This window comes from Microvirga sp. HS2, from assembly GCF_055792805.1.
Map to the genome: position 1 here is coordinate 47,536 of NZ_JBVVAJ010000013.1, position 12,395 is coordinate 59,930.

Here is a 12,395-nt window from a genome sequence, read left to right on the forward strand (position 1 = left end):
GCAGCCCAGATCCAGCCTCCGAAGGCCCATTAGAGCGAGCGTACGCCTTGATCGATGTGAACGATGTCCGAGATCGCGAGATCGCGCTCCACGCCCTCTCCAGTGCGGACGCCGCCTATACGATCTACCACGACGAGACCAACAACATCCGTCGGCTCCATGTGCGATCGGATGGCCTCAATGTCCGGGAACCGCAGTGCTTCGTCCTTGGCGGCGTCGCGCATCGTGGAGCGCCTCGCGCTCTGCCGCTCGATGACCTGCGCCTTGCTCTTCGAATTCAGAAGAACGCGCCGGAAATCAAACTCAAGCATGTCGCGACTGGGGAGCTCCTCGACCTGCTCAACGCGCCACGGCTCGAGACCTTCCTCAACTGGCTCGGCGGTCAGGGCCTGTTCGTCCATTATTCGGTGCTCGACCCGCTCTATTGGTCGATCGTCGATGTCGTGGATTCGATCCTCACGGAGTACGATGAACCGAGGCTGTTCGCGCTGAACATGCATCTGAAGAACGACCTCTACACCGTTCTTCGGCATGACTATGACGGGAGCGTCGCCCTCTTCCAGCGCTTCACGTATCCCGACGTCGGGCGAAAGCGACGGGCAGCCTTTGTAGCCGAGCTCCTCGAATTGCTTGAGCACCGTCGCAACCTGCTCGCCCATTTCAACTACATGATGCTGAAAGGCGTGCTGGAGATAGCGGAGCGAGTCGACTCCCTTCCCTATCTGGAGGACGAGGTGCCCAATGTGCTCATAGACAGCTTTGCGCCGTTCTACATGCAGAGGATTTGTCTCTTCAAGAATTCCGAGCTCATCCTCGATGTCGAGGATGTCGTGAAGCAGCATCTCGCTGGCACCCGCTTCGTCGACGGTGATCGCGAGCTGAAGCACTTCCGATTTGCACTTTCTCACGCCGAAACAGGTATCCAGGTCGCGGATGTCGTCACGGGGCTGCTTGGCAAATTCTTTTCGTTCGTCTGCGCGACCGGCACCACGGAGCTCGCCGCCACAAGGCGGGGCCTCAGCGCGCAGCAGAAGCGCTCGCTCGGCATGCTGAGGAGGCTTCTCGATCGATCCATCGCGGAGAACAGGGCCTTCGCGCATTTCATTCTCAGACTTGAAGATCAAGAGAAGGCCGCATTTTTCCTCGACGCACCGATGTGACGCCTCCGGCTCCCGCGGACTGTTGATTATCCTTCGGACCTTTCGATCATGCGAAGCGGCGACAGACGAGCGAGCTAGCACGGAAAAACCACGGGCGGGAGGTATTCAACATTACCGTGCTCCAACCCTATTACGAGGCCGCGATCTCCTTTTGCGTTTTCGTCGCCCCGATCCGAGCTTCCCGGTCCCGATCCACGCCACCTTGGTCGAAGCCGAGGACGGCAGCAGTCACAACTTCATCTGGTCTCGTCGCAACGGTGGCTGAGGCAGGCCCCGTGGAAGCCCCGCCAAGTGCGGGGCTTCTCTTTGCTCATGGTCGCCACCGTCCCGAGCTTACGGCTTCAGAATGCCTTTGATCTTTTCCAGCCCCCAAGAGGGGTCGATGAAGGGGCATTTGTAATTTGGCCCGAGCTGTTCTCGCTCGGCGTTGTCGAAAAAGTCTCTGGCCGCCTCGTGTAGAACTTCGGGGATAATCAAAAAAGCAGGGTCAGTTTCATCGAAGTGGAGATTGCCGACGTGCCGCCATTCCCGTTCCCACTCGAAGAAGTATGACGAGCTTCCATATTGTCCGGGCTGGTCGACAAAGGGCGCGACCCGCCAGATCGGATGGTCAGGATGCCCCACTGCATCGTCAATCAGCGTCCGCATAGCTTTGGCGTGCGGCGTATCCTGATAGGCATAAAAAGGATCGGTCCACCGTCGCGTGCGACAATGAACTCCTTGCGGAAAACAATCCCATATGCCCCGCGCATGTCGGCCAGACGCTTGCCCTCCGTCGTGGCTTTGGCGGACTGTAAAGACTGGATGAAGGCGTTGCCGGATTTCATCTTCGCAGTCCGCCGATCGCCGCCGTTACCTCTATATTGCTCAGGTTGCGCCTCCAGCGCGGCCGCGGCTTTCCCTGCGAGGGCGACGCCTGGTGCCCGGCTTTGCTCGACCAGCAACCTTTTGGATGATTGGTTTCGGCAACAATTCATCGACCATGACAATGCTTGTATTTCCGGCCTGACTGACACGGGCACCGCTCATTTCGACCGATTTTGGTCCGACGCTGCTGGGGTGGCGCTGCTTGCCCGTTGCGGGCCGCGAGAAGCTCCTTCACTGCCGAAGGAATGACGACCTTTCTCTGCGGGGGTGGGCCGGACCGACGCAGGCTCGCAATGAGGCGGCGCTGATCCTGCAACTCGCCCCTGCCGGCGGGACTAAGGCCGGCCTCATAGGGCCCAAGCCGGCGCATTTCATTGTCGGCGGCGTCAAACTGCCCCGAATAGGCAAGGACGACCGCGTATTGGCTGCGGACGGGCACCACCCAGGAAACAAGGTTCAACGCCTGGACGGTCGGAAGAAGCGTCTTCTCGATGACATCCCGCGCGCCCTCAAAGTCGTTGTGGACGCAAAAGTCATCCACCAGATCCTGGCCCACGCGGATAACCGACTGCGGGGCGTGGGCAAGCTCGTAGAACTTCATCGCGTGTATGCGGGCAAACGGCGATGATCGCCCAGATCGCTGTAGCGCCTGTGCGTGGAGGTCCAGCGTATCGGCAAGATGCTTCAGGTCGTCCCTATTGTCCCGACCCTTGGGCAGCAGCGGCCTGATGGCCGGTGGATTTCTGCCAATGACCTGCTCCGGCGATAGGCCAAGGAGGTCATAATACTCTTGCCCGAGCCGCTCCGTTTCCTGGAGCGTGAGGTCGTAGGCCCCGAGCTTGAACATCGCCAAGGCTCGGTTGTAGCGAAAGATGCGATGGTGCTGGTCGCTTTTTGGAAGGCGCTCTTCGACTTCGGCAAGCATGTCCATAACGCCCTGGACATCGTCGTTGCTCGACACGGCCAGCATGCGCTTCATGGCCCAGGCCAACCACTCATCTGACCCGAGCTTGTTGCTGTCCAGCAGCGCGCGCATCCCATCGATGCGCTCCAGTCCGCGTTCGACATTGCCTTCGCGCAGATCGTTGAACACCAGCCCGTCGAGAGCCCAAAGGCGCGTCTCCGCGTCCTCCTCCGCATCCTCGGCGATCGCGATCAGAAAGGGTTCGATCTCGCGCCAGACGCCCATTTCGTGGAACAGCTCGTCGGTCGCGAACTCGACCAGGATTTTCGCCTGACCGAGTTGGCCGAACAGCCTGACCAGCAGAGCAACTTTCGCGATGCTCCAGTCCTTCTGGATCGACTCGATGATGGTGGCTGAGAGGAGCTTCCGGCTATCGCGTTCGTGGTCCGCGCCGCGGCCGGCGATGTATGCGCGGCCGAGTAGCCGCATCGCGTCGTGGACCTTGATACCAGCATTGCTGAAAAGTTCGACCGCTCCGCTATCCGGAAGCTGGCGCAGCAAGCTGATAGCACTCTGGCGCGTGAGCTTGCAGGCTTTTTGAAGGTACGCGCTGGCTTCGTCCCGCGAGAGGGGAACGTCGGCCAGACTGAGCGCCGCCACGACCTCTTTCATCTGGTCAGGCATCGTGTCGAAGGCTCGCTTGAGGATCACCTCCTGCGCCGTCGCGACCAGATTCGTCTGTGCCTCAACATCCACGCAGATGGCTGAGATCTGTCCTTCGTATTCGCGCTTCGCGACCGTCGCCCCATTCAATACATAGTACGGCAGCCCGCCAGTGAGACGCGACAGACGCTCGCAATCCGCATAGTCGGCCACGCAGCCAGCCTCTGCGACCACCGCCGCAATGGTGTCCTCGTCCCAACCACCCAGCGTTTCGTGCTCGACGCCCAGGAGTGCGGCGATCTCCTGTGTCACGGTGCCCGGCTGGCACAACAGAAGAAAGCGGATGTTCTGCGCCTGATCGACAATCGGCTTCAGGTCCGCCGGCGTCAGGCGATGGGCATTGTCGATCACGACATCGACACGCTGCCCGTCCTGACCGAGCTTGATGTTCAGCGCGCCGAGCGTCTCCATGCCCGACGCACCCGGCAGGAGAATTTCGCCCAAGACACCGTGACTCCGGCCGAAGAGTTTTGCGCCTACTTCCCGCGCAACTGCGGATGCCAGCGCCGGCCCGGGCATCTCGCCTACATTGAGGTAGACGGCCGGTGTCCCCAGATGCGTCGCGGCTTCTGCGACCCACGCAGTCTTTCCCGCGCCCGACAGCCCCGAAAGCACTCTGACCCGTCCTCCGGTCGACAGCGGTGGCTCGTTGATCTGCGCCCTGTAGACGGCCGGCGGAGCAGGAAAGTCCTGCATCTGGACGATCAACTGCTCAAATAGAGCCGGCAGTTCATCGGGATGGAACGCATGATCGCGGCGCGGGGGCGTGCCCGATGCTGCGAGCATCGCGGCGCCCGCGAGCTTCCAGGTCAGCGTATCGGGCCGCAACATTGCAAATGGCAGTTTCGCCGCCAACGCGCTGCATGCCGACGCAGCGGCATTCACGTCGATAGGTGGTTGGGGGAGCGTGGGGTCGGCGATCACAGGGCCGCCTGGCCAATGAACCTCCACATCCTTCGGCCAATCCGCCGATGCGAGCATCTCGGCAAGCTTCGGCGCCGGGGCTGCATTCGATGCAATGACGAAGCGCGCCGTCCCAGTTCGTGCGCTGGCGGCGTGCTCCGCCCGGATCAAAGCAAATCGCTCAAAGGCGCCCTTGATGTCGCCAGCTTCCAAGAGTCCCTGGCGCGTTTTCACCTGCACATAGAAGCAGTCGGCCGCCCGGTGCAGTTCTACGTCTTCGTCTCCTTCGATGACGATTTTGTCGACGCCGGCCGAACCTGCGCGCAGCAGACAATTCGCCAGATAGAGGTGCTGATACAGGAAGCCACGATGCACGGCCTCGATGCGCACCAACTGGCGTGGATCGAGTACGTTTGGCCTTGCCTCCCCGCCCATCATCCCCCCGCCTATTTCGAGAGCGGCGCTACCGCAGCTGCTTGCTCGAACTCTGTAATGGAGCGCGCAGGCGGCCGACCGTAGGCGTCCATCAGAGCGTTCCAGAATCGGAACAGCAGCGCGCGACGCTCCTCCGGCGTCCAGGTATCCCGCTCTTCGTCCACGTCCACCCATGCACTGACAGCCGGGAAGCGTTGCGATCGATATTCTCCAGGCAAGACAGTGTCGGCCAGATCACCGGCGCCCAGTTTGATTCCGATCGGGCCCTTGCCACCCATTGCCCTGATGGCGGCGACGCTCTTGCCGAGAAACGCATCGAGCGGTGTGAACGGCAGCGCCGATGCGAAAACCTTGCCGCCGCTGTTCTCGGCGAAGCAGTTGTTGTTGACCGCCCAAAGCTCACCGTTTGACTGAAACCACTGCGTCGCGTTGGTGACGATCATGTCGTTGCGCGCGCCTGAGATGAGGCCCGAGACCGACAATGCGCCATCGCCATTGAGACCCCAGTCGCCATCTCGTCCGCGAATGTTCAACCCTATGTCTGAAATCCGCTGTTCAAGCTCGACCCTAGCAGGCACCGACCATTCGCGCGGAGCGATGCGTGCAAAGATCCGAGTCCCGTCCCGCAGCTCAACACTGCGCTGCGACTCCTCCATCGCATTGTTGCGAAACTCAAGCTTCTTCGCCGCCGCCGGCCAGATGGCCGGATCGCTATCGCTCGGTGCCTGCCATGAGATGGGCGGCGGGGGCGTCTTTGCCGGCGCTTGCTCGGCCAGGATGGGCACAATGCAGCTCTTCAGAACCTCGGCGAAACGCTTCCTCTCCGCCTTGATCTCTTCCTTCGTGGCGCCGTCCTTCAGGTGATAGACTTTCGCACCGCTACGGTGACGCCAGTCAAAGGGGAGCGCCACAGGACCGGGATAGTGCGCGCCGTTCGCCACCAGAATGATGCGGCCCTGCGAGAGCGCATGTTCCGCATAGCCAAGCTCGGACATTACGTTCGGGTTTTGCAGATGCTTCGGCTCTGAACGCTTGTCTGCGGCTGTGTTCGGCTGAAGCGCTGCAGGATCGGTTACCCCGACCGGGGTCATGTCGGCGACGAACACATTGGCCCTGCCTATCTTGTCCAGGATCGTCTTCGTGATGTCAGGGGTTCCTGCGACATTCTTGGTATCGTGATCGACCTCGGGTCGCACCGCCTCCTCATAGTCAGGGTCGATGGCAATGAGCTTGCAGGCATCCTTCAGCGCGTCGCGCACAAAATAGTGGTGCAGCTTCGGGTCGCGATCACTTTGCCAAGACCAGAATATCGTCGTCGTCAATTGTTACCCCCTACAGATCGCCACGCGTTGTGGTGCATCGGTGAACACTTTTATGGCCGAATGCGATGCAGTCGAAAAAGCTTGTCGAAGAAATCCGTGATCATCGCCTCGGCGCCGACACCGACCAATTCATTCGAACCGAACCGATAGACCTCATATCCAGCAAGGCGCAGTTCGCGGTCAGCCGACACCATGTCGGCATAGACCTTCAATGATGGAAGGTCGTTTTCCGAGAAGTGGTGCTTGCCGTCGACCTCGATCACGATGCGCTGACGGCTGGGAAGCAGCATCAGGAAGTCCATACGCTGACGCGGTAGCGGAAGCCTGTGGCGCAGGGTTTTCACGACCGCAGGATCATAGTGAAGGTAGACCTGCGGTAGGAGCGCTGGCAGCGCTTCGCCGAGGGCGGACCGATGGCCTTGAAATAGGTCGCGAAAAACTTGCGTTCTGCGTTCGAGGCCAGGGATTCCTGGAGGCGAGCTCCGAGTTTTGCGGCATCAGCCCCCGGCGTAACCTCGCCCCACCAGGAAACGAGTTCCGACCACAGAAGGCCGCTCGCGCCGATCGGCTGGTCGTAGACCAGGCAACTCTCTTCGCCAGACAGAATGACGATATCGTTGTTGATCGCATCGGCGAAGCCGATCTCCGGCTTTGGCCCTCGCGACGCAAAGATCAGGTTTTTCGGCCGGCCTCTAGCCCCCCGCACCAGGGAGCGGAAACTGAAGAGCGGGTGGCCGGAAATCTCGCCGTCCTGCGCAAGCTCATATCCATCCCGCGCGAGTACCCTGTTCAGCGCTGCGACCGTCTTCGTCTGCTCATCGCCGGATCGGGAAAGGGGGTGAACAGCTTGTTCGAGCAAGGCGCCGAACCTGGCCCTGGAACATTCGAAGGCCCCGATTTCTCCGAACAGTTGTTCGACCGACCAATCGCCCCGATTGTGATCCATGTGCCGGGCGACCTGATCGCGCAAGCTCTGGCCCCTGCTGCCGAAAAAGTCTTCGAATGGCGAGGAAAGTGGAAAGTAGCCTTCGACTACTTCCAGGGTGCTGCGCCCACCGGCGAGATTGTCGCCGAGGATCCGCGCGACGTCTCGTCGTGTGATCTGCGTCAGCGGCGGATCATCAGCCTCAAGCACCTTGCGGCCTGCCTCATCAAGCGGGATGTCGATGCGAGCAGCAGCGAATTTGAGCGCCAGTCGAGCCAAGTCCTCCTGCGTGAGGTTTTTGAGCGCAAGTTCGATACGCTGCCGTTTCGAGGAGCCCTCTGGTGCAGGCACGACCAGCCCAGCGACCTGCTCTGGCTCCTGGCTCATTTGGGCGTGGCTCATCCCGTGCAGAATTCCGGAGATAAGCGCGTAAAGGTCATCCGCCACGCCCGGTCCCTTTCAGGATCACGCGCACGAATGCAAACATCCGCGTAAACAGATAGTCGATCTGATCCAGAGAGGTCAGCGCTTCCTGCGTCGTCTCGGAATGACGAATTCGAAAGCTGTTCCCTATGGAGGTCAGCTCAGCGGCCTCCCGCCCAAGCGCTTCCCGAAATCCAGAGCCCGGCGCGGCAACGCGGTCCAGCAGCGCATCGGCCTGCGCGCGCTTATTGGCGCCGGGCTCCAGCGTCTTCAGCCGTTCAAAAGCGTCCCACAGCTTCTCCAGCGCGTCCTGCCGATCTTCAGGCTTTGGCGAGAGAAACCGTTGGCGCGCGGCTTCGAGCAGCCGATCCGTCTCCGCGTCACCAGTCTGAAACATCGCCCAACCGAGAGCATCGGCGATCGGCTGTGGAAGAAGCCGACGGGCCTGCCCGGTCGATGTGAGTTCATAAGCAACCGCGTTGCGGCGAAACAGGAGGTTCACGTCCGCCACAAATCGCGCAAGACCGGCGTCTCGATCCCAACTCAAGTGGTGGTGACGATAGTAGGAATGATATGAGCCCTGAATCGGCTCGCCCACTGCGCCAGCGCAGAATTCCAGCAGATCGAGGATCACCGGCGTATCGGGCACTTCGTTCGCCGAGAGCGGCCATTCGATCCACGGCACCTCGGCGCCCAGCACCCGGCTGAAGGCCTGTACGTCACAACCGCACGGACCGTTCCCGTCGGGACACTGTTCCGGAAAGCGAAGGCCAAACGAGCCATCGCCAATCCTCGTCTGGATCAAGCTGAAAAGGCCGGCCCACAGGCGCTCATTAATGACATCGATTATTGCGGGACGGGCCCCGTATTCGCGATCCGTAAAATAGGTCGACACCCTTTCCCCCCATCATCACTTCGCAACACGGTTGCCCTCCAGGAGATTTCTGCGCATCGCTCGATCAGCGCCTCGAAGGGTTCCGCGCCGCAATGGATGTCAATCGATTCCGAGTTTATTGAAGAATATCTTGTTTCGCATTTCGGCGTCCCGAAGCAGTTTGGTCCAACTCAAGACTTCCATGTAGAGACTGTTGTTGCCAAACCATCGGAACCACCCAAGCCCATCGGGCATGGGTGTGAATTCCTTCTCAAATTCGAGCCACTTTCTTACCTTTGCCGTCAAGTCGCAAACCACATACCCGTAAAATGGCGTCGTGCCGTTGACGATAATGTCGCGACCAGTGGGCGTTTTGAACTTGCCTTCTCTGATCTGATTGACGTAGCGGACGATCTGCTGAACCGGGTCTTCCTTCGATGAAGGATCGGCGAAATTGTCTCGTTGTGGCTTTTTGAACTCGAAGATAGTGATGGGATTGCTCGCCTCGTTCTCACCGCGAAAGGCAACGCACCGGTTGTAGATCGTAATATCCGTCCGGTCTCCGTTTGGCTTATTCAGCGGCTTATCGGATGAAACGTAGGAGGAAAAGTTCAGCCGCTCGTCGAGCATCCAGAGATTGTGCGATTCGTAATCAAGGCCTTCTGAATCCTTCTTACGTCGCATGATGATATCATGCACATCACCTTCCGATTTATGCTTTCCATCGGAATCGATTTCTAGAGATTTGGAAAATAGGTCGAGAACGCACTTTCTCATGGAAACGTAGTGGATGAGATCATTCTTACTGGTGTCGGAAATGCTGTCCATGAGCTGAGTGATTTTCTCACCCAACTCATCGGGGTTTTCTGATTTCAGCAGCGCGGCCACCTGTGATCGCGTCTGGATTTCCTTTTCATACTTCTTCTTTTGAAGATGAAGCTCGATATCCTGGTTGGACGGTCGCATGGGCAGGGCGTCGAAATCGACCTCATTTGCGAGCGTCCGGTGCCAGGGCGCATCGGCCGACACATAGTCGGCAATGCGCGCCTGCTTGCGTCTCTTCCGCTCGGTAATTTCCGAGCCCACCGCCGACTGCGCGATTTCGGCGGCTTTCTGCTCGATCTCGCTTTGGGAGATGCCGTTAAGCAGGTCGTTGTCGGTCTGGAAGCGGAATTCGCCTCTTTCGAGCGACACGTTGTCATTGAGGTAGTCACCGAAAACATAGGCTTTGACGACGAAATTGCGCCCCTTGGACAGATCCTGGTCGGGACCAGCCTCATAAAACTCCTCGGCGAATTCAGGTATGTAGACCTGAAGTGGGTTGTCGGTCACCTCGCGCCGATGCGCGACGAGACTGACTTTGCTCTTGGCCGACCTCGGCGCATAGAATTTGAAGACACGAACCTGAAAGTCCTTGGCCTCTTCGTTCGCTGTGAGTGTGAACGTGCCCTGTTCAACCCGCATCTCGACAATCTGGCTATTCTCCTTGCCCAGATAATCGTTGAGAGAGACGCCACCGGAAGGCTCCTTCGCTTCCCTGATCACGATACGCGGACACGCCCGATCCTTGTCTACGAAATATGGTAACAGCCGTTCGACGATAACGCGGCTGACGGTATCGAGGCGCTTGTCGGGAAATTTGACCGACTTAATGCCGGAAATCTCGACTGCCGTACCCGTCTCCCGCTTTTCAGAAGCGGACGTTTCCTCGTCAACGATGATGTCTTTATCCAGGCCCATCCTAAAGGATCGATCGTGGAACGTATCGCCGACGGCGAAGGTGCTCGCCACCTTCACATGGTTGAAATATTTTAGACAGGTGAACCGACCGAACCCTTTACCACCATCGGCGATCTTCTGTTCCGTATACAATGTATCAAACGAATCGCGGTTGCCCTTCGTGAAGCCGACCCCGTTGTCCTTGACGATAAACCCGTCAAGATCCTCAAGGCGGTCAATGATATCCGCCTGTCCGCTTCGCAGAATTTCGATCTGGATCAGGCCATTCTTGACGCCCTTTTGGTCGATGGCCTGAATGGCGTTGACCACTAGCTCCACCAGCGGCGTATAGACGTTGGTCCCCGATCGGATGTTCTCGACCAGCCGCCTGACGTTGACATTGCTCATGCCAACTCCCTCACGTCAGTCAGGCCGTCGTCTACCTTGTCTCTGGACGGACTAGCCGATGTCATTCTTCGGTTCCTCTCGATTCTCGTTGGGGAGTTCTGATGGCGGAGGACGCAACGCTTTCGCGGACGTACTCGCGCATGAACTCCCGAAGCACTTGTGCCGCGGGGCGATCATGGACTTGGCACGCTGCGACGAATTCGTCGCGCAGATCCCGGTCCAACCTGATGCGCAACCCGACATCTTTTTTGGTCATGTCGGAAGTGTACCCAATGGATACACATCTGCCTAGATAAGTCGTTCCGGAAAGAACGGCGATCCGGGTGCATGATTCTCAAGTTCGGCTGCTTTGCACAGTGTGATCCGGTTCTGGCGTCCGGCCGCCGCTCCGCTCTGGCCGGGCTTGTTGCTTGGGGGCGCTGCCCCCTGGCGCGGCGCAAGAGATCGCTGATGCTCGACCGGGACGGTCTCCCCAACCTTCCGCGCGGATGCGTGTTTCTCACTCTCGCACATGGCTTCGATCCGCTTGTGCAGGCCGGGTGATCCCCCTCCGTCCCGTTCGCCCTTGCACCTTGCACCCCCCGGTCTCGCCGACGGGCAGGGTTGCAGCGCAGCGCTGCGCTTCAACCCAGACCCACGGAAGGAAAGACCATGTATCACCAGCTCGCCACCCGGTTCGGCCGCAATGCTCACCAGATCAGCGGATGCGAACCGCTCGACAATGAAGCACTGTATCGGCACGTCCCGTCCATCTTCGCCCGCGAAGCCCATGACAGCCGTTCCGAGCGTTACGTCTATGTCCCGACCATCGACATTGTGGAGGGCTTGCGTCGGGAGGGATGGTTTCCGTTCTTCGCCGTGCAGTCGGTGCCGCGTGACGGCAGCCGTCACGGCCACGCCAAGCACATGCTGCGCCTTCGCCGGGATGGCGGCATGGGCAAGCCGGAAGCGGCGGAAGTCATCATCGTCAACAGCCATGACGGGACCAGCGCCTATCAGATGTTCGCCGGGATGCTGCGTTTCGTTTGCACTAACAGCATGATTGCGGGCGAGCGGTTCGAGGAAATCCGCGTGCCGCACAAGGGAAATATCCAGCATGACATTATCGAAGGCGTCTATACGGTCGCGGAGGACTTCCCGCGCCTGATCGACGCCAGCGAGACCATGAAGGAAATCCGCGTTTCTGAGGACGAACGCCGCGTTCTGGCCGAGGCAAGCCTCGTCGCCCGCTACGGTGAGGACGAAAGCCCGGTGCGGCCCGAACAGATCATCGAAGCGCGTCGCCGCGAGGACGTGGGCGGAAGCCTCTGGAGCACATTCAACATCATTCAGCAGCATTTGACCAAGGGCGGGCTACGGGGCCAGAAGCGCAACGCGGACGGCCGTATCCGCCGCAGCCAGACCCGCGCCGTCAACGGCATCGACCAGAATGTGACGCTCAATCGGGCGCTCTGGACGCTGGCGGAAGGAATGCAGCGCCTGAAAGGACATTGATCGCACCCGCGACAGGGCCGCTATCCTGGCGGCCCTGTCCTTCACTATCGCAGGTATCGCGCCCCAAAAATCGCGCCGATCCGGCGTTGCGGATCGGCGGTGCGGCCATGCTCGAAACCATGGCCGCGCTCGCTGGGCTAGGCCCGGCTCGCTAAACAACTGGCTCAATGTTAACAAGAAAGTAACTAAGAGAGTGATCGCGTTACGCGATCAAGTTATCTGAGCAGCACGGCTACAA

10 protein-coding genes are annotated in these 12,395 nt (G+C 59.7%); 2 read left to right on the forward strand and 8 right to left on the reverse strand.

Annotated elements, in window-relative coordinates; translation table 11 throughout:
* The first annotated feature begins 56 nt into the window (after positions 1–56).
* On the forward strand, positions 57–1,160 hold the full coding sequence (locus ACS5Q0_RS13400) for a DUF3800 domain-containing protein (RefSeq protein ID WP_473127216.1): 1,104 nt from the start codon (positions 57–59) through the stop codon (positions 1,158–1,160).
* A gap of 333 nt (positions 1,161–1,493) precedes the next feature.
* Here ACS5Q0_RS13400 and ACS5Q0_RS13405 read toward each other — a convergent pair whose 3' ends face one another.
* The 8 genes from ACS5Q0_RS13405 to ACS5Q0_RS13440 all read right to left on the reverse strand — a co-directional run bounded on the left by ACS5Q0_RS13405 (position 1,494) and on the right by ACS5Q0_RS13440 (position 10,663).
* Complete coding sequence (locus tag ACS5Q0_RS13405) at positions 1,494–1,808, reverse strand: hypothetical protein (protein WP_473127141.1); 315 nt, start codon at positions 1,806–1,808, stop codon at positions 1,494–1,496.
* Complete coding sequence (locus tag ACS5Q0_RS13410) at positions 1,796–1,987, reverse strand: hypothetical protein (protein WP_473127142.1); 192 nt, start codon at positions 1,985–1,987, stop codon at positions 1,796–1,798. Before ACS5Q0_RS13410 ends, ACS5Q0_RS13405 begins: the two co-directional genes overlap by 13 nt.
* 146 nt (positions 1,988–2,133) lie before the next feature.
* The gene (locus tag ACS5Q0_RS13415; RefSeq protein WP_473127217.1) at positions 2,134–4,947 is read right to left on the reverse strand and encodes an SEC-C metal-binding domain-containing protein; all 2,814 of its coding nucleotides are present in this window, start codon (positions 4,945–4,947) and stop codon (positions 2,134–2,136) included.
* Positions 4,948–5,003: 56 nt separating this feature from the next.
* Entirely contained in the window at positions 5,004–6,314 is a 1,311-nt protein-coding gene (locus tag ACS5Q0_RS13420) for a hypothetical protein (RefSeq protein ID WP_473127143.1), read from the reverse strand.
* Between the two features lie 50 nt (positions 6,315–6,364).
* Complete coding sequence (locus ACS5Q0_RS13425) at positions 6,365–6,658, reverse strand: hypothetical protein (protein ID WP_473127144.1); 294 nt, start codon at positions 6,656–6,658, stop codon at positions 6,365–6,367.
* Positions 6,655–7,686 (reverse strand): AbiJ-related protein, encoded by a 1,032-nt coding sequence (locus tag ACS5Q0_RS13430; protein ID WP_473127145.1) that lies wholly within the window; start codon positions 7,684–7,686, stop codon positions 6,655–6,657. The genes ACS5Q0_RS13425 and ACS5Q0_RS13430 overlap by 4 nt, the downstream gene beginning before the upstream one ends.
* Positions 7,676–8,557, reverse strand: coding sequence for a hypothetical protein (locus ACS5Q0_RS13435; protein ID WP_473127146.1), 882 nt, complete (start codon positions 8,555–8,557; stop codon positions 7,676–7,678). Before ACS5Q0_RS13435 ends, ACS5Q0_RS13430 begins: the two co-directional genes overlap by 11 nt.
* 99 nt (positions 8,558–8,656) lie before the next feature.
* A complete protein-coding gene (locus tag ACS5Q0_RS13440) occupies positions 8,657–10,663 on the reverse strand; it encodes an ATP-binding protein (protein ID WP_473127147.1) in 2,007 nt (668 codons plus the stop codon).
* A 651-nt stretch (positions 10,664–11,314) separates the two neighbouring features.
* Between ACS5Q0_RS13440 and ACS5Q0_RS13445 the strand changes: the two genes are divergently transcribed.
* Positions 11,315–12,157: a DUF932 domain-containing protein gene (locus tag ACS5Q0_RS13445; protein WP_473127148.1), complete on the forward strand. Its 843-nt coding sequence runs from the start codon at positions 11,315–11,317 to the stop codon at positions 12,155–12,157.
* Positions 12,158–12,395: the final 238 nt, after the last annotated feature.